The sequence below is a fragment of the Sporosarcina highlanderae genome, assembly GCF_030433715.1.
GTDB classification, from domain to species: domain Bacteria; phylum Bacillota; class Bacilli; order Bacillales_A; family Planococcaceae; genus Sporosarcina; species Sporosarcina highlanderae.
This window is the reverse complement of the sequence record NZ_JAROCC010000019.1, coordinates 1-18041: the sequence shown is the minus strand read 5'-3', so window position 1 is coordinate 18041 and position 18041 is coordinate 1. Positions and strand designations below refer to the sequence as shown.

Annotated in this window: 22 protein-coding genes and 1 riboswitch; of the genes, 4 read left to right on the top strand and 18 right to left on the bottom strand. The window is 41.5% G+C overall.

Annotated features, from left to right (window positions below; translation table 11 throughout):
* Positions 1 to 12: 12 nt before the first annotated feature.
* Both P5G49_RS16565 and P5G49_RS16560 read right to left on the bottom strand, forming a co-directional pair.
* Positions 13 to 267 (bottom strand): hypothetical protein, encoded by a 255-nt coding sequence (locus tag P5G49_RS16565; RefSeq protein ID WP_301245618.1) that lies wholly within the window; start codon positions 265 to 267, stop codon positions 13 to 15.
* A gap of 63 nt (positions 268 to 330) precedes the next feature.
* Positions 331 to 1845, bottom strand: coding sequence for a leucyl aminopeptidase (locus P5G49_RS16560; RefSeq protein WP_301245617.1), 1515 nt, complete (start codon positions 1843 to 1845; stop codon positions 331 to 333).
* Between the two features lie 155 nt (positions 1846 to 2000).
* On the opposite strand from P5G49_RS16560, the gene P5G49_RS16555 reads away from it, so the two are divergent.
* Complete coding sequence (locus tag P5G49_RS16555; RefSeq protein WP_301245615.1) at positions 2001 to 2477, top strand: divergent PAP2 family protein; 477 nt, start codon at positions 2001 to 2003, stop codon at positions 2475 to 2477.
* A 50-nt stretch (positions 2478 to 2527) separates the two neighbouring features.
* On the opposite strand, the gene P5G49_RS16550 is transcribed toward P5G49_RS16555, so the two are convergent.
* The 3 genes from P5G49_RS16550 to P5G49_RS16540 all read right to left on the bottom strand — a co-directional run bounded on the left by P5G49_RS16550 (position 2528) and on the right by P5G49_RS16540 (position 4835).
* Complete coding sequence (locus tag P5G49_RS16550) at positions 2528 to 2857, bottom strand: YuiB family protein (RefSeq protein ID WP_301245670.1); 330 nt, start codon at positions 2855 to 2857, stop codon at positions 2528 to 2530.
* A 150-nt stretch (positions 2858 to 3007) separates the two neighbouring features.
* Positions 3008 to 4225, bottom strand: a complete 1218-nt coding sequence (locus P5G49_RS16545) for an NAD(P)/FAD-dependent oxidoreductase (protein ID WP_301245613.1) — start codon at positions 4223 to 4225, stop codon at positions 3008 to 3010.
* 244 nt (positions 4226 to 4469) lie between these two features.
* Positions 4470 to 4835 (bottom strand): HesB/IscA family protein, encoded by a 366-nt coding sequence (locus P5G49_RS16540; RefSeq protein WP_301245611.1) that lies wholly within the window; start codon positions 4833 to 4835, stop codon positions 4470 to 4472.
* Positions 4836 to 4959: 124 nt separating this feature from the next.
* Here P5G49_RS16540 and P5G49_RS16535 point away from each other — a divergent pair, with 124 nt between their 5' ends.
* Positions 4960 to 5670 (top strand): DUF2225 domain-containing protein, encoded by a 711-nt coding sequence (locus P5G49_RS16535; protein WP_301245610.1) that lies wholly within the window; start codon positions 4960 to 4962, stop codon positions 5668 to 5670.
* 32 nt (positions 5671 to 5702) lie between these two features.
* On the opposite strand, the gene P5G49_RS16530 is transcribed toward P5G49_RS16535, so the two are convergent.
* Positions 5703 to 5939, bottom strand: coding sequence for a NifU family protein (locus P5G49_RS16530; RefSeq protein ID WP_060210554.1), 237 nt, complete (start codon positions 5937 to 5939; stop codon positions 5703 to 5705).
* A gap of 180 nt (positions 5940 to 6119) precedes the next feature.
* Positions 6120 to 6788, bottom strand: a complete 669-nt coding sequence (locus tag P5G49_RS16525; protein ID WP_363322193.1) for a polysaccharide deacetylase family protein — start codon at positions 6786 to 6788, stop codon at positions 6120 to 6122.
* Between the two features lie 163 nt (positions 6789 to 6951).
* On the opposite strand from P5G49_RS16525, the gene P5G49_RS16520 reads away from it, so the two are divergent.
* Complete coding sequence (locus P5G49_RS16520) at positions 6952 to 7281, top strand: YuzD family protein (RefSeq protein WP_301245609.1); 330 nt, start codon at positions 6952 to 6954, stop codon at positions 7279 to 7281.
* A gap of 80 nt (positions 7282 to 7361) precedes the next feature.
* Here P5G49_RS16520 and P5G49_RS16515 read toward each other — a convergent pair whose 3' ends face one another.
* Positions 7362 to 8426 carry an NAD(P)/FAD-dependent oxidoreductase gene (locus tag P5G49_RS16515; protein ID WP_301245608.1) on the bottom strand — a complete coding sequence of 355 codons (1065 nt, stop codon included), beginning with the start codon at positions 8424 to 8426 and terminating at the stop codon, positions 7362 to 7364.
* Positions 8427 to 8567: 141 nt separating this feature from the next.
* On the opposite strand from P5G49_RS16515, the gene P5G49_RS16510 reads away from it, so the two are divergent.
* Complete coding sequence (locus tag P5G49_RS16510) at positions 8568 to 8804, top strand: YuzB family protein (protein WP_301245607.1); 237 nt, start codon at positions 8568 to 8570, stop codon at positions 8802 to 8804.
* A 51-nt stretch (positions 8805 to 8855) separates the two neighbouring features.
* Here P5G49_RS16510 and P5G49_RS16505 read toward each other — a convergent pair whose 3' ends face one another.
* The 10 genes from P5G49_RS16505 to P5G49_RS16460 all read right to left on the bottom strand — a co-directional run bounded on the left by P5G49_RS16505 (position 8856) and on the right by P5G49_RS16460 (position 17834).
* Positions 8856 to 9302: a DUF86 domain-containing protein gene (locus tag P5G49_RS16505; RefSeq protein ID WP_301245605.1), complete on the bottom strand. Its 447-nt coding sequence runs from the start codon at positions 9300 to 9302 to the stop codon at positions 8856 to 8858.
* 104 nt (positions 9303 to 9406) lie between these two features.
* Positions 9407 to 9709 (bottom strand): YutD family protein, encoded by a 303-nt coding sequence (locus P5G49_RS16500; RefSeq protein WP_301245604.1) that lies wholly within the window; start codon positions 9707 to 9709, stop codon positions 9407 to 9409.
* On the bottom strand, positions 9693 to 9833 hold the full coding sequence (locus P5G49_RS16495) for a hypothetical protein (protein WP_301245602.1): 141 nt from the start codon (positions 9831 to 9833) through the stop codon (positions 9693 to 9695). The genes P5G49_RS16500 and P5G49_RS16495 overlap by 17 nt, the downstream gene beginning before the upstream one ends.
* An 83-nt stretch (positions 9834 to 9916) precedes the next feature.
* Positions 9917 to 10024, bottom strand: a complete 108-nt coding sequence (locus P5G49_RS16490) for a MetS family NSS transporter small subunit (protein WP_301245600.1) — start codon at positions 10022 to 10024, stop codon at positions 9917 to 9919.
* Positions 10025 to 10036: 12 nt separating this feature from the next.
* The gene (locus tag P5G49_RS16485; protein WP_301245598.1) at positions 10037 to 11578 is read right to left on the bottom strand and encodes a sodium-dependent transporter; all 1542 of its coding nucleotides are present in this window, start codon (positions 11576 to 11578) and stop codon (positions 10037 to 10039) included.
* Positions 11579 to 11849: 271 nt separating this feature from the next.
* Positions 11850 to 13424: a Na+/H+ antiporter NhaC family protein gene (locus P5G49_RS16480; RefSeq protein WP_301245596.1), complete on the bottom strand. Its 1575-nt coding sequence runs from the start codon at positions 13422 to 13424 to the stop codon at positions 11850 to 11852.
* Between the two features lie 215 nt (positions 13425 to 13639).
* A riboswitch (Lysine riboswitch) is annotated at positions 13640 to 13815 on the bottom strand.
* Positions 13816 to 13869: 54 nt separating this feature from the next.
* Positions 13870 to 14685, bottom strand: a complete 816-nt coding sequence (gene yunB, locus P5G49_RS16475) for a sporulation protein YunB (protein ID WP_301245595.1) — start codon at positions 14683 to 14685, stop codon at positions 13870 to 13872.
* A gap of 63 nt (positions 14686 to 14748) precedes the next feature.
* Positions 14749 to 16143, bottom strand: a complete 1395-nt coding sequence (locus tag P5G49_RS16470) for a bifunctional metallophosphatase/5'-nucleotidase (protein ID WP_301245594.1) — start codon at positions 16141 to 16143, stop codon at positions 14749 to 14751.
* A 3-nt stretch (positions 16144 to 16146) separates the two neighbouring features.
* On the bottom strand, positions 16147 to 16971 hold the full coding sequence (locus P5G49_RS16465) for a sulfite exporter TauE/SafE family protein (protein ID WP_301245592.1): 825 nt from the start codon (positions 16969 to 16971) through the stop codon (positions 16147 to 16149).
* 2 nt (positions 16972 to 16973) lie between these two features.
* A complete protein-coding gene (locus P5G49_RS16460) occupies positions 16974 to 17834 on the bottom strand; it encodes a DUF72 domain-containing protein (RefSeq protein ID WP_301245669.1) in 861 nt (286 codons plus the stop codon).
* Between the last annotated feature and the right edge of the window lie 207 nt (positions 17835 to 18041).

Here is an 18041-nt window from a genome sequence, read left to right as displayed (position 1 = left end):
GCAGGGTGTTTCTCAATAATATGGGAAGCCGTATGGAGGATAGCCGTAATATGGTGGATAACCATATCCGTATCCATAAGGATAGTATCCGCCATATGGATAGCCATACGGTTGGTTATATCCATATCCCGGGAAAACCGCATTTCCTAGGAAGCTGCCAACTAACCCTCCTAAAAATGGTCCACCGAATCCAAAACCAAATCCCTGATTACCAAAACCTCCACCAAAACCACCATGTCTTCCAAACCCTCGCGAATGCCGTGACATGTTCTTCCCCCTTTCTCACTTATCCTATTCAAGACGGGCAAAGTGATGAGGGATGAACGCCCATTATTCAGCTAAAGCTTCGGTATTTGCCATTCTTTCTACTACAGTCGCAAGTGTACGAACCATTACACCTGTTGCACCTTTTGGACCAAGATCATGTGCAGCCGATGCATCGGAAGTTCCCGCGATATCAAGGTGGATCCAAGGTGTATCTTCAGCAAACTCGCCAACAAATCCTCCACCGAAGATCATATGACCATCACGGCCTGGTGAATTATTGAGGTCTGCAACATCGCTCTTGCGAATTCGTTTTTTATCATTCTCAGTTAATGGAAGTCTCCAAACGAATTCTCCCGTTTCCATAGATGCTTGCATGAACTCTTCAAAGAATTCCTCGTTATTCGTCAAAGCACCTGTCTTATCATTCCCTAAAGCGACAATAACACCGCCCGTAAGCGTTGCTACGTCAATCAGGTAGTTTGCCCCGGATTGTTTAGCGTACGTCACTGCATCAGCAAGTACGAGTCTTCCTTCGGCATCTGTATTCAATACTTCAATCGTTTTCCCGCTTAGAGATGTAATAACATCATCTGGCTTGAATGCCTCACCTGAAACCATATTATCAGTCGCACCAATAACGGCAATGACATTTTTAGCTGGACGCAGTTCCCCAATGATATTCATTGCACCTAACACTGCAGCTGCGCCACCCATGTCACCTTTCATGCCAACCATACCTTCGCGTGGCTTTAGCGAATAGCCGCCTGTATCGTACGTGACACCCTTTCCTACCAGGCCGACAACATCTTCCCACTGATCCGTGCCAGCGTATTTCAGTACAATAAGACGTGGCTCTTCAACGGAACCTTTATTGACTGCAAGGATGGCACCCATTCCTAACTCTTCCATCTCTTTTTTCCCTAACACTTCAATTTCAAAATCGTATTTCTCTGCAAGCTCCTTTGCATATTCAGCCATTTTTGTTGCCGTCAGCATATTAGGAGGCATATTGACAAGAGTACGAGCTTCATTCACTGCATGCGAGTAGACGCTTCCCACCTCGAACGCCGCTTTCAATTCTTCCTCGTCGAAGTTAGATAAGAATGTTACCGACTCGAGCGCAACATCCCGTTCATTTGAATCCGTCCGGAATCCTTCGAATTTATAGGAACCCATTCCGATACCTTCGCCCGCTGCAAAAACTACATCTTCGCATGTAAGTTCTTCATTTGTAAAAGGCGCTGTCCAAATGGATACGGAAGATACCTTTGAAGCTTTCAGCTCTTTGCCTAAAGCAGCGAAAACTTGGCGCAGACGATCTTCAGTCAACTTTTTAGCATTTCCAAGGCCGATGAAATATGCGCGTTCATATGTACCCTCATTGAGTGCTGGCATTTTCACGATTTTCTTGAAATCAGACTGGATATCTCCTGACTTGATCCATTCGATTAGACGTGGGCTGAAAGAACTTGCGAAGTTATCCCACCCATCGACATTTTCAGGATGTTCAGTAACCCCTACGACTAACACTTCACTTTTCAGATTAGTAAATTCAGGTTCAAAAAATGATGCTTTCATTTGACTACCTCCCTGTTTTCATACATCCTCTATTATATACTATCGAGCTGGTTAACCAAAAATAATAATTCGAATCCCGTATTATCTATTATCCAAATCGCTTGTTATGGTATACTAAAAACACATTTTCATTTTTTAGAAAAGGAGTGGATTTCATGGCCCTATTGCAAAACACTCCGCTCCTTGCGGCATTATTTGCGATATTTTTCGCTCAGTTCGTGAAGATTCCTATTCATTATCTTTTGACGAAGAAAATGGATTGGAAATTGATGACGTCGACAGGCGGGATGCCAAGCTCCCATTCAGCTGCTGTTTCTGCACTGACTACGGCAATTGCATATGAAGTTGGGCTTGGTTCTCCATTATTTGCAGTCTCCGCCATTTTTGCAGTCATCGTTATGTTCGATGCGACAGGCATCCGTTATCAAGCGGGACAACAAGCCTTGATCATCAATCAAATGCGAGTGGACTTCCAGACGTTCGTCACAGAAGTAAAAGGATGGCAACAAAAGGACGGACAGCAGAAGATTTTGGAACTGAAAACGCTTTTAGGACATAAGCCAAGTGAAGTCTTTGCGGGAGCAATGACAGGGATTCTTATTGCGGTCATCACTTATTCATTCATCATTTAATGAAAAAAAGAAGGTGCTCCATTTGGGAGTACCTTCTTTTTAATCCTTCTTTAAAACATCTGATAGCCTTGTTTTCTTAATAGTTTCATAACGAATCCGGAAATGATAGCTCCCACGAGTCCGCTTGTGAGGATAATAATATCTGCAGCATGCAAGGAGACGATTTTATCGCCTAATTGTCCGAATGCATCGCCTGGTTTCGTAAAATACTCGAAGAACCCTACTTCATCGATAATAAGAATTACCACGATTGGATAAATAATAGCCATTAACCAAGTCATACGGAGTAGCATGTTCAATAAAAAGCCGATTCCGAAAAACATGACCATGAATATAATTACAGATAGAACGACATGCGTTAGTGAAATTGTTCCCAAAATGTCTACCTCCGTTTTCCAATAATCATTTTACATGAATGGCTACAAGCTTTCAATGAAATTAGACCACTTCAACGAATTGTCGAAAATCGCTTCCTTAGAAAAAACACCCGCCAAGAATGGCAGGTGTCTACAGTTGAATATTGTTATTAATTATTTCAATAAATTGAATTTACCTTTTTTAAGTGTTAGTCCAACGCCGCCAATCAAGAAGAGTGAACGGTTATCAACCACTTTCTTCATGAATGAAGCTTTCTTACCAAATAGCTTCTTGCCGAAAGCAACACCGATTGCATCGTCATCACCTAAAGAAGCGATGCTACCTTTAATATCAGGTACAAATTCAGCAGTCGGTTGACCTTTCATCAATGCGATGATGTTATTCGCACACATATCACCTTGTTGCATAGCAATTTGTGCAGTTGGTGGATATGGACGGTTGACTTCTTCATTGATCATCAATGCACAGTCACCTACGATGAACACATCTTTATGTCCAGGAGCACGTAGATCTTTATCCACTTTAACACGCGCACGCATGTTTTCAATTCCAGTTTGTTCAATTAGACGGTTGCCTCGAACACCAGCCGCCCAAACAACAGTACCGGCTTTGATGAATTCGAATTCATCTTCGCCTTTTTTAATCTTAACACCTTCAGGAGTTGCCTCAACTACTGGTGTACCAATTGAGAATTCGATGCCTTTTGCTTTCAATTGTCTAACAGCATAATCTACAAGCTCAGGGTCGAAGCCTGGCAATACCATAGGGGCAGCTTCTACACAGATAACGCGTACTTTTTCAGCCGGAACATCGTATTCTTTACATAATTCCGGTACTCGGTTTCCAAGTTCACCAAGGAATTCGATTCCAGTGAAACCTGCGCCACCAACAACAATTGTCAATCTGCTATCGTCTTTTACTTCATCAAGTGACCAATTTGCGAATTGATATTCGATGTGATCACGGATATGACGAGCAGCATCTACGTTAGCGATAGACAATGCATATTTGTCCAAACCAGTAATGCCGAATGTTTCACCTTCGAAACCTAAAGCAATTACAAGATAGTCATACGTGTGCTTACCAACATTAGTCGTGACGTTTTTACCTTCAATATCGATTGCTTGAACTTCAGCTTTAATGAATTTTACTTTCCCTGGATTGATGACATCTTTAATGTCATAACGAACTTGTTCAGGAGTAAGTGTTCCTGCAGCTGCTTCATGTAACCAAGTGGACTCATAGTGGTAATCATTCTTGTTGATGAGTACGATATCAGCATCGTCAGCGCCAATGGATTTCTGCAAGTTGACAACAGTGGATAAGCCACCATAACCCGCACCTAATACTAAGATTGTCGGTCTTTTCACGAAAATCGAAACCACCTTTAAATTTATTATGTGCCGGGTCCGATATAAATCGGGTCAAACGTCGATTTGCTCAGTCCTGGCATTTGTCTCTATTTCGACAAACTTCTACTATACAATAGTAGCCTTTTTAATATGGCTTTTCAATACTTTAATTATAAAATGTTTAAAGGCGAATAATAATAAAGACCCTCTCTCATCTGGAGGAACCGTTTAGTTCGACCTGGATGAAAGAGAGTACTGAAAATCAATCACATGATTGTGGTGTACCAACTTTTTTGGCAGTTCTGAATGAAGTCCCGCAACCGCAGGAAGCAATTGCATTCGGATTATCGATTGTAAAACCACCGCCCATCAATGATTCCTTATAATCGACTTTTGTTCCCTCTAAGATTCCAGCATCGTCTTTCGCTACGACAATTTGTATTCCATGCTGGGACATTAGGAAATCATCTTCTGATTTCTCTTCCTCAAACCCTAAGCCATATGTCAATCCGCTGCATCCGCCGCCATTGACGGCAACACGAAGGAATGATCCTTCCTCGCCATTATGCTTCATCATTTCCTTAACGCGAAACGCTGCAGCTTCAGTAATATCAACGTATTGTGTCATTTACATCCACCTTCCCGCTTTTTAACTATCATATCAATCATTTTACCGGTAACGCAATCATATTTACTCGGCTTAGCCGAAATAGGTTATAATTTAATTTATAACACGAAGGAGTGACGTCGAATTGGAAGTAAATGCTTCGTTTGTACGGGAAATGGATTGCTTGAATTGTAAGGGGAAATTTACTACAACGAAAATCCGATCACGCTATGTACGTGTTGTGAAACACGAAAGCGACTTCAAACCAATCTATCAAGACTCATCAGTTTATCCGATTTTATACAATGTTGCGGTATGTCCACATTGTGGATTTGCATTTACAGACGACTTCTCGCCATATTTTGCAGATGGGGTTAAAAGTGAAATCAAAAAGTCCATTACCTCATTGTGGAACAGCCGTTCATTTGGTGAAGAGAGGACAATTGAAGAGGCGATTGAAACATATAAGCTTGCTTATATAAGCGCGAACGTCAAGAAAGAGAAACCATTGACGATAGCAGGTCTTACACTGAGGATCGCTTGGCTCTACAACGACTTGAAGGATAATGAGTCGGAGACAAGGTTCAAAAAAATCGCACGCGATTTATATGCGAAGGCATATTTAGAGGGAGACTTTGTTGGAACGCAAATGTCTGAAACAAGGGTATTATACTTAATGGCAGAGCTATCACATCAAATCGGCGATAGGGAAGGTGCGGTTCGAAACTTTTCACGTGTCATCGAAAGACAAAGGACGTCAATTGAACCGAATTTAATTGAAATGGCGAAGGAAAGATGGCAGGAAATCAGAGATCAGAAACAACAGAAGCAGCAAGAAAAAGTAAAAGCGGATTGATTATCCAGCCCGCTTTTACTTGAAGGTGCAAATTAGAATACTTGCTCTACTTCCACTACTCCTGGTACTTCTTCAAGCAATGCTCTTTCAATACCAGCTTTCAATGTGATTGTCGAACTCGGGCATGTACCGCAAGCACCTAAAAGGCGAAGCTTTACTACTCCCTCTTCAATATCAACAAGTTCACAGTCTCCTCCGTCACGAAGGAGGAATGGGCGCAATTTATTTAATACTTCTTGTACGGGTTCCATCATAGCTGTATCTGTCATTGTATTTCTCCCCTTTCTTTATACTTATTATAAGGTAAGTGCTCCTCAAAATACAAATGAATTATACCCGAATAGCAATTGCATCAATTAGTCGAACCGTTTCATTTATCAATATCAACTTGTTTATCGCCATTATCATTTTTTGCCCGTATCTCCATCATTTCAGAAATTGTTACGAATTTATACCCCCTGTTGCTGAAGCTTAGGCAATATGTTTGATAGGGCTTTAACAGTTTGCTCACGGTTACCGCCTCCATCATGAAAAATCACCACGTTCCCCGCCTTGGCCCCTTCCAATACGAAGTTGGTTATTTTTTCTGCACCAGGATTTTTCCAATCCAAAGTATCCAAATGCCAAGACCACAGGACGACCTTATAGCCTTCTTGCACTACTGCCTCTATCAATTCATCGGTATAGTTACCCGCTACTGGTCGGAACAACGTGGTAGACTGTCCCGTAATGGCAAAAATGGTTTCATCGGTCTGCTTAATTTCCCTCAGTATACTCGGTATGTTTTTCCTGCTTTGATGGGTGAATGTATGATTCGCCAATTCATGTCCCTCTTCATACATACGTAAAACAATCTCAGGATTCCTCTCGGCATTCGCCCCAAGAATAAAGAACGTGCCTTTCGCACCGTATTTATTTAACAAATCCAGTATTTCAGGAGTGTACTTCCGGTGTGGTCCATCATCAAATGTTAGAGCAATCACCTTTTCATCCGTGTTTATATCCCACAAAATTTGCCCAGCCTGCTCATAATACTTTCTGCCCTTATTGGCAGATGCACTTTCAAATAGGACAAACAGCAGTGCAACAAATAAGAGTAGTGAAATATATTTCTTCATGGATTCATACACTCCTTGGCAGTTTTATTCATCTTATTGTTTGTTGTTTTCTTATAAAGATGCATGCACAACTGTTTTTTAATGACTGATTGCAAAACTTTCGAATATTGATAAACTGATAGGTAGTGGGTTGTACATAACCTCATTGAGAATAGGAAGGAGTATGATCATGGAAAAGGTAAAAATCGAAATTTACGGGGCAGATATCATTTGCGCGAGTTGTGTCAATGCACCTTCTTCAAAAGATACGTATGAATGGTTACAGGCTGCAATCGATAGGAAATATGCCGGTCAACCTTATGAGATTGAATATATTGATATCGAGTCCGAAATTGAGGACCCTGAACAGAAAAACATTGCTGAACAAGTATTAAATGATGAATATTTCTACCCTCTTGTTCGTATCCAAGGCGAAGTGATTGGAGAAGGATATATCCAATTAAAACCAGTTTTTAACGAACTTGAAAAATATGGGTATGTCGCGCAAGCTTGAGTTCCATTGATAATAGTTTAATGTAAATGAGAAAAGAAAATCCCTTCCCGGATTTAAGGGAAGGGATTATTTTAGCTCTATTAACCGTTATGCCATTTGTACATCCACAGTACTCCAGATTTCAATAAACGGGCTATCCTGCCTGTTACTGTGCGGTCCGCGAGATAGGCGAAACCTTGTTTCTTACCTAATGACCCCATGAAGCCCTTTAACTTAATCTCAGGCATTTCATTTGGAAGTGGTTCTTTATTCCAGATAAGGCGAAGAACTTTTACAATTTGTTCTGCCTGTTCCTCCGCAAGCTGTGCACTTGGTGCATGTGGTAATGCAGCAATATCCCCAACGACATATACATCTTCGTGCTTAGGGATTTGATGGTATTGATTCAACACGACACGGCCACGGTCTTTCTCCACATCCAATTCACGAACGATGGAAACTGCCTGAATTCCTGCAGTCCAAACGACAGCATCAACCTGAATACTTTCTTCGTGATTGTAAAGGACATTCTCTTCTACCTTTGTAATGTTCGAATTGGAAATGACTTCAACTTCATGCTTATCAAACCAATCCTTCACATAATTACTTAGTCTTTCTGGGAAATCTTTTAAAATCCGTGGTCCGCGATCGAATAATTTGATCTTCAAGTCGGGACGGCTTTCACGCAATTCACTTGCGAGTTCAATTCCGCTTAAACCTGCGCCGACAATCCCGACCGTTGCTCCTCCTCCGAGACCTTGGAGTAAACTGTACGTATTTCGTGATTGACCGATTGTCTGGATACTGTTTGTATACTCCGCAGCGCCCGGCACGTCATGGTAATTATCCTCACAACCAAGCCCGATTACAAGTTCATCATAAGTAACTTCCTCGCCATTACTAAGGCTGATTACCTTTTCATCCAATTTAATGGCCGAGATTTCACCTTCTACAATTTTAAGTCGCTCATGAGATGGTAAAGCAACACGGATTTCCGAATCCGGAACCGTTCCAGCCGCCAATGCATAGAATTCTGTCTTTAAGCTGTGAAATGGAGTCCTGTCCACTAATGTAATTTCCAAGTCACTTGGCAGCTCTTTATTGAGTAGACGAAGTATAATTCGCATGTTACCGTACCCTGCACCTAATAAGACAAGTTTTCTCATTATTTTCTCCTTTTAATAAACGATTTTCCGATATGTTCTCAGTTAGATTATAACAGTTTGTGAGATTTTTCACAATAAGCCATCCCATTTGACGGCGGGTGAAAAAGAGCGTAGCATGCCAAGTAGGGTGAGGTGATCGTCGTGAATCCGATCGTAGAATTCTGCATGAGTAATCTTGCAAACGGTTCACAGAAAACATTGGAAGCGTTAGAAAAGGATCCAAACATAGATGTTCTTGAATATGGATGTTTGAGTTATTGTACATTATGTGCCGAAGGTTTGTATGCTTTAGTCAACGGCGAAGTAGTAGAGGCGGATACGCCTGAGGAATTGACGGAACGGATTTATCAATTTATCGAGGAGAATCCGTTGTTTTAGCACGCCAAAAGGACCGCAAATTATTGCGGTCCTTTTATTAACCCCATTTATTTACTCCGTAGGGCTGAACGCTGAGACTGGGCCGAGTTCATTCTCCAAATAATAACGGACTTTTTCTGGAAATACTTTGATGGCTTCTTTTGTTTCATTCAAGACTGCCTCAATTTCTACATTGTCAACTTCAACAAATTCGCGGACAATCATCGTTCTTAGTCCAAGAACCTTTTTAAGGGGGTCAGACATTTCAGTTGTAATGACTTTCTCGTCTTCCATAATATCGATAATATCATCGTAGCTGCCCGGATCACGCATGATGAATCCGTCAATCATTGAATTTCCGACATCGATGATAGATTCGACGATTGTATGGGCAATTCGTTGTAATGCCAATGCATGGACTTTGTCGCTATTCCATTTCTGATGCCCTTCAAATAATTCTAAAAGGCTTTCCATGTATGATAATGTTTCGTTGATTTTATTTCGATCGATAAAGTACAAATTCGTTCCCTCCCGATAGTCAACTGCCATTCCATCATATCACAATGCAGACATAAATGAACCGCCAAGTATACAGCATTGTGTATACTTGGCGGTTCGTTATCCTATTCCTGTTCAGTGGTTTGTTTTTTTGCTTTGCCGACTTTTTGCAAGACGAAATAGGCGCATCCGAAATTACAATATTCGTAAATATAGTCTTGTAAAGTGCTGATTTTTGTTTCATATGTCGACTTCGGGTTTCGATCCTCAAAAAAGCCTTTTAGTCGAAGTTGACCATAGCCCCAGTCTCCCAAAATATAATCATATTTAGAAAGAACGTCACTAAACCTTGCAATCAAGGCCTCTTCATTGAAACCGTCGCGAAATTCCTTAACGATTTCATATTCGTATTCATTTATCGTTATCAATTACATCACCGCCATTTAAACTTTTACCGATAACTCCTCTATATATCCAGAAATTAGCATCATTCATGTTAACTATAAAGACAACCGCTTCTGCCAATGTATCATATATTCTGACTTCCAACAACTATTGATTCGCCTATCTCTTTCACGACTGTCATAAAAAAACCAAAAGAAAAGCAACCAATACTGGTCGCTTTTCAAAAGTTCTTATGCTCTGCTTTTTGATTTGGATACGGCCCAAAATATACTTCCGGCTAATCCTCCCCAAATGACGAGGATTCCTACTATCATCATGAATATAGCTCCGCCGCTCATATTGAATCCCCCTTATCGATTGTCGTAGTCTTTCGATTCCAAAGCTTTCTTATTCCAATTCAAAACTGTAAAGATGATGGCCATAACGATTGCGAAAAGCGCGACCATCCATCCACTCGACATAATGAAGGCATCCGGGTACCCTTCGTAGTTCCCGATTACGTTCCCTTCACCATCCTTATGCAATTTAAATAGATTGATGCGTAATAGGTCGAACATCATATATCCAAGCACAAGTGGAGTGATGAATCTTAAGCAAATTTTCCACCATAAGCCGACTTTAATATCTGATATTTCATTGGCATGTTCTCCAAATACGTCAAGCTTCTTGAATACCCATACAATAAGTACGACTTCAACCAAACCGATTGCAGCAACACCGAATTGATTGATGAAGTAGTCGGCAACATCTAAGAAGTACAAGCCTCCGCGAGTTGCGAAAAGCAACGAAATGACAGCAGCAAGTCCGACTCCGAACAACACTGATTTCGTCCGTGAAATATTGAACTTTTCTGAAACTCCCGCAATATACGTCTCACATATCGAAATGAGTGATGTGAGCCCTGCAAGTACAAGGGATAGGAAGAACAGAGCCCCAAATAATCCGTTCATCCCCGGCATTTCATTGATAATTTGCGGGAACACGACGAATGCCAGACCGACACCTGCTGAAGCAACATCCGCGACAGACTCGCCAGCTTGTGTCGCCATGAATCCAAGGGCTGCGAACACTCCGATACCAGCTAATAGCTCAAATCCTGAATTCGCAAATCCAGTAATGAATGCGTTATTCGTAATATCTGACTTTTTTGGCAGGTAACTTGAATAGGTGATCATAATAGCAAATGCTATCGAAAGACTGAAGAAAATATGACCATATGCCATAACCCACACGGTTGAATCCGCTAATTTACTTAAATCAGGTTTAAAGAAGGCATCCAGTCCAAGCAAAGCACCGTCAAGGGTAACCGCCCGTATAACAACAAGCAAGAAAACTACGACGAGCAATGGGATGAAAATCCTGTTCGCCAATTCAATCCCACGTTTGACCCCAGCTAATAGAATGATAAATGCAATCGCCCATACGAGAAGAAGTGGAATAAGTACGCCAGGTACAAGCCCACCGAACTCTCCAGGATTATCAGCCAAATTCAGTACACTTCCGAACAGGAATCCTCCCGTATCATCCCCCCACGCTAAATTGAAGGAATAGATCGTATACTTCATCGCCCAGGCAATAATAACTGCATAGTACGTAGAAATTACGAAAGATACGAATATCCCCCACCAGCCTAACCATTCAGCACCTTTACCTTTCATTCGGAAGAATGATAGAGGTGCCGATCCACGATACTTATGACCTATCGTGAATTCCAAGATTAAAATTGGGATACCGGCAGTTAAAAGTGCAAATAAATACGGTATGAAAAATGCCCCGCCGCCATTTTCATACGCGACGTATGGAAAACGCCAGATGTTTCCTAACCCTACAGCCGAGCCGACAGCAGCCATTATAAAGCCGGCCCTTGTACCCCATTGCGAACGCTGTCCCATAACAAATCCCCCTTCACATATATTCTATAAATATTTACCACTTTCAGATTATTATAATCTTATAACATAGTATAACCGCCCAATTGGTTACTGTCAAAATGTTTTTTATAGTATAAAAAATACAGTAGTGGAAGTAATTGGGACACTTTCGGAAGTTATAATAATCAGTTATATAAATTATGTTTGATTTACCCGCATTATACTTGTTTTAGAGAATACAAAAAACAGGTGAAGGAATATTTTTACGTTCCTTCGCCTGTTTTTTAGTTACTTATGATGTGATTTTCATATCTGTTTTATAACGTTTTGAAGACCATAGAATGAATAAGGCGGCTGTTGCAATTATCACGGCTCCTAAGCCTAACCAAATCGAACCTGTAACTCCAAGGATAAGGTAACCGATTGTGGAAATACCTGCGGCGATCAATGCATATGGAAGCTGAGTGGATACATGGTCCATGTGATTTGAACCTGCCCCTGTCGATGATAAAATTGTCGTATCGGATATCGGTGAACAATGGTCTCCGAATACTGCGCCCGCAAGGACAGCAGCAAGAGATGGCAGTAGCAGCTCAGGCTCGGCATTGATCATAATCGTTCCAGCAATCGGTAAAAGAATACCGAATGAGCCCCATGACGTACCTGTCGAAAAAGCCATTAACCCTGCTAACACAAACATAATAACTGGTAGAAAATGAACAGGTACATTCGACTGTTCAACTGCATTTGATAAAAATAGTCCTGTTTCGAGAACGCCAATCAAATGAGTCAATGCCCATGCAAATACTAAAATGAGAATTGCTGGCATCATTGCTTTAACTCCGCTGATGAAAGCCTTGCCGATAAGTCCAATTGAAGCCGTCTCGTTCTTACCCATTTGGGATACATAAAGAATGACCGCCAATAGTGTTGCTATAAGGCCACCCGTCATCAATGATAATGGAACATCTGTATTTTCGAAAATGGTCCAAATGCTCATTGAGCCACCGATTCGATAGCCAGTCCATACCATCATACCGAGAGTCACAACAACCAAAGTAAGAATAGGGGCAATAAGGTCCGTTTTGCGGCCATATGAATGGACTGGGAAATCCTCCTTTAACTGACCAGGAATCTCTTTTTTCGGATCAAATAATTGACCGGTTTCCTGTGCGTTCTTTTCATGCTTTTTCATCGCAAAGAAATCTACATTTGACCAAGCGAAGAAAAACACCATTGCCAACGTTGTCAGGGCATAGAAATTCATCGGCGCCATCATTAAAAAGGCTGATAATGGCGAATAGCTAACCGCAGCAGTTGTACCGATAATAAGAGCCAATTGCCCAATCAAAAATGCTCCCCAACTTGAAATTGGTGAAATGACACAAACTGGAGCGGATGTTGAATCGATGAAGTACGCTAACTTCGCCCGTGAAATACGATGCTGATCCGTAATCGGACGTGCAATTTGGCCTACTGCCAATGAATTAAAATAATCATCCACAAAAATTAGAATGCCTAACAACACTGTCAGAAGCTTAGCACCACGTCGCGTCTTTATCCGGCGGATAGCCCATTCAGCGAACGCTCTGCTTCCTCCAGACAAACTGACAAGTGCTGTAATGATCCCTAAAAGCAAGATGAATACCATTATATAAATATTATAGGTGTTCAATTCACCATCTGCCCAAAAGGAAACAATCATTGCAGTCCAAAGATTTTTTAATGTATCGACTGGTGCAAAACTTGCCACTAATAATGCGGCCGTTAAAATTCCTGACCCAAGTGATAAAAGAACCCTTTTTGTAATCAATACCATTATAATTGCCACGAGTGGCGGCAATATTGAAACCCAAGTGCCTATCATTCTGACTTCCTCCAATTTTTTTGAATCGAAGAACAAGGTAACGAGCAACAGCGCAGGGCGCACTTCTTATAGCATAGCCAACTAGTGGCTTTTATAGTTAGCGCCCGGGGCTAAAAGTAAAAAAACCGACACCTATCACACTTTGTAAGTGTAGCAGGTGTCGGCTTATTCTACGTTTCGTTTGGTAGATAATCTAAGATGTCTTTATCTAACGTACGATCTGTAGCTCATCATGCGATATTCGCATGACAGTGCCATTCCTATTTGGAATGACCCCAGCAGAAGTGGATCGGCAATCCAGTTCTACTTCGGCAAAACTTCCTTTCACGGGCGGTCATTGATGCCAATCTCGCGTCCGTTACTAATAAGCCTTGCAGCCTCTACCTAATCGGTGTTCCTCATGTTGTACAAGCTTATCAGTAAATGAACGACTTTTCAACCCCTATTATTTACCTGCACCTTTAACTGGGTATGGAATCTCGATTTGCGGAGCATTTCCGCTGCCTCCATTATAAATTTGCGGGATAGGGCTTTGAAGCAATCCGATCGCAACGGGAATCCTTTGCTGTACAACGGTTCTTTGAGTTGCTAACGGGACGATGATTTGTACATTCACCGTAACTAATACATTCACTTCGACAATTGCGTTATTAATCCCAAATTCTGTAACCAATGTTTCGACATCTGTCTGAACTTCTCCAATGACATGAAACTTGATCGGAATTTTTGGTCCGAAGTTTCCAAGCATAGGCATATCCAATGCTTGACCTAACGGAACAAAGAATACGACTCCACCATCTTTCTCCATCTTATCGGGGTCGTATTCGATATCTTCACTAAGTGGCAGCATTTCCAAATTTCCGTTTTCCGCCATTTCTAAATGAGACTCGATTAACCCTTGTATTTCGGCCATTGTTCTTCTGATGATTTCAGTATTCAATGTATTCGTCACCATTCCAGAAGATTCAGTTGGAACATTTTGTATGATTTCATTCGTATCATAGATAACTGTTGAACGTGATTTGATAGCCTGCGTTATGACATGTGCAGCAATTCTTTCAGTTTGAGTCTCGGCATATAAAGTATATATTGGAGTGAGTTTTGAATTGACATAATAAACAAAGAGGACGATTGTGAGTAAAATTGCCGGGAATATAATCGGAAACCATCTGTGTTTCCTACGCGGACCGCCGCGATGCTGTGGAGTTCGGTGACGATTTTTCCTATAATATTTGTGAGGCGCTTGCCCATAAAATCTCAAAACGACCCCTCCTACATAATAATATGCAGGACAGGAGTCGTTCATTCTTGCTTAATATTCGTTTTACTGTTCTGATAGGTTCATTTTATCGAGTGCTTTTTGCTTGCCATACCAACCTGCAATATCCCGGATTAATTCAGGCATATAATATTCCTTTTTAGCCTCTTGCAATATTGGAAAGAAGAAACCGAATGTGAACATATCAAGGGTTGCAAGCTTGTATTTATCCCCGGGCATCACTTGGCGATTACCGGCAAAAAGTTCCCCTAACTTGTTTTTGTATAATCTTTCAAAAATCATCTTCCCCATAAGCGTTCCTCGGAAACCAAGACCTTTAATTTCGAGCTTTGGCCAATCTTTGTTTTCGGCAAGATTATAAACTTCAAGTAATTCACTTCCGTCAAGTATGACTACGCAAGGGTTTATCGGATGTGGAAGCATCGAATGCAATTGACGCCTGGTCACCCAGCCCTCTTCAAGGTTGCCCATAAAGATACCGGCATTGAACATGGCGCAGTCAGCATCCGTATACTCAACCAACGCTCTGCCGAAAAATGAGGAAAGCGGGCTTTCCTTGAATAACTGCTGTTTAAGAGGTTCAGCATTGTAAAATACCTTTTCCTCCATTGCCTCGTTTCCTGCATTAATCAACGTATTGACGTCTTTTATATCGTCTTTTAGCCGCTCCATCTTATTGACATGAATGACTTCTGCCTTTTTTCCGATAACCCTATTAGATTCGTTCAAGGATATTGTAATATGGCCTACATATTCCGCGAATTTTCCAGTTGCAGCTAATAATGTTTCATTCACAAGCTCGCCTTCTGTAAATAAATGATGGGTATGAGCCCCCAATATGACGTCTATTTCACCGCATTCTTCTGCCAACAACCTATCCTCATGTATGCCTAAATGGGACAGGCAGATGATTACATCCGTTTGACCTTGAATTTGATGAACAGTCTTTATAATAGATTGCCTTGGCTCTTCGATATGCCATCCAAGGCGTTGGTAGAATTCCGTATACATCGCTGTTGCGCCAATGACTCCGATACGAATGCCTTTTTCGGTTTCATAAATATGATAAGGCTCCAACCAATTTGGAGTGGAGCCATCCGGTTCTTTCAAATTGCATAAGATAACATCAAAATTTGCGCCATCGTATAGATTGGTCAATGCTTTCTTTGACAGCGTGATACCTTCATTGTTACCAATAGTCACCGCGTCGTACCCTGAATGGTTCAACAATTCAACATTCCCTTTGCCGGCGGTACCTTCCGTATATGGATGAGAACGGTCAACATGGTCACCAATATCGAATACATAACAAGCTTCATTCTTCGCTTCATGCATTTCCCTCTTAGAGCGGAGAAATCTACTAATTTGAGGCCAACTGTCGAAATGGCTATGGACATCATTTGTATGATAAAGATGAATTGTATCCGAATAGTTTTTCATAATTTATCCCCAGATCCCATCAATGATCGATCTGATTCCGAATAATAAGAGCATGATCCGTAAAACGAGAACTAATGTATCCGAATTCATCTTCCTATTTAGCATCGTACCAATCATTCCACCGATATAGGCACCAGGTATGACTGGAAGCGCATATAGCCATGGCACATGCCCTAAAGAAATATGAGTGGCGGAGTTGACGATGGCAGAGAGGAACACGATGAACATCGACGTACCGACAGCCACATGTGGCGGGAACAAAAACAATAAAATTAGTGCAGGTACAATCATCGTTCCTCCGCCAATGCCGAAAAGGCCAGATGCGAATCCGATGATGAAAGTCAGTATGAGTGCAAACCAGATCGGATACCCATATACATGGGTTTCTCCATGGGTATCGATGAATGTCCTCTGTTTTCCATGCTGGACAAACCATTTGATCGGTTTCAAATAGTTACGTGCAAGCAATAGAATTGAAAGGACAATGAGCAAGATGCCGAAGTATAAATTAAATGATGGCAAATCCATTCCTTTATTCACAAACGCTCCAATCATCAGACCAGGTATGGAACCTGCAAAAAAGATCCACCCCGTTCGGAAGTCAACGGTTTTCGCCTTCATATGGGAAAGGGTGGAAGAGAGGCCATTGAAAACCATCATGATGACTGAAATCCCTACCACGGTTTGCGGTGTGATGCCTGGAATCCAACCGAGATTGATACCGACCAATAAAGTCAGTGGCACAAGGATCGTTCCACCCCCCAGTCCAACAATGGATCCCATCACACCGGATATTGCACCGATAAGTGCCAACAACAGATACGCCATAGTTATTCCTCCTCAAAAAAGTCAAGCTGCTTAGGTGCGAGTGCCTGGAAGTCAATTCCCATCATTTTTTGAAAACGATTGGCATTCTCAGCCGCATGGCCACCAGAATTATTATTAAATATAACAAATACATACTTCGATTCGTTCTTTAATTTATCAACAACTTGCTGGATTTCACCCAACTCACTGTCCGTGTAATTATATAGATACCGGACTTTGCGCCATGCTTCATTATCCCCCGTCGTATTTCGCCAGCCATTTACATTTCTGCCATGTAGGCGGATGAACACTTTGTCGTCACGTGTTGTTTCAGCGATAAGCGGGATGCTGCCAACACCAGCTTGCGGTTCATCACAAACGGTGTGAATGAAATTAAGCTCTTTAAGAAATTCAAGCGTCCTGTGCTGCATGGACATAGTGTACCACGATTGATGGCGGAACTCGATTGCCACGTCGTATCCTTTTAGGTGACTATGAATGTATCTAATTTGGTCTACATTCTCTCGTAGACAATCAAACCAAGGCGGAAATTGCACGAGAATCATAGCAAGCTTTCCTGCATCCCGCATCGGATCAATGGAAAGCTTAAACTGCTGGAACATCTCTTCCGAAGTAGCATATGGGAGCTTTCCTCTTTGATGTCCTGTCATTCCTTGATAGGCTTTTACGATGAATTGAAAGTCATCGGGTGTTTCGGTAATCCATTTTCGGATATTGCGCTCTGGTTGAATAGCGTAAAACGATGCGTCAAGCTCTACAATTGGAAAGTGGGAGCTATAATCGATCAATTTCTCATTTTTCTTGGAGGTTGGTGAGTAGACATCCGGATGATCGCCCCATCCTGTTAAGCCAATTCGAATCATAGTATCCCTCTTTTCCGTTCGTAGATGAATATTTTCATCATAACATATGTCCAAGGGCCGAATCTGCCATTTTGCATTCGTTAGAAATGAAAAAACCGCCTGCAATGAGGCGGTTTTGATTGTTTCTTTATTATCCGATAGAACCTTCCATCTCGAACTTGATAAATGACCGTTTTCATTGCGCTTCACCATTTCCTCGAAATGCTG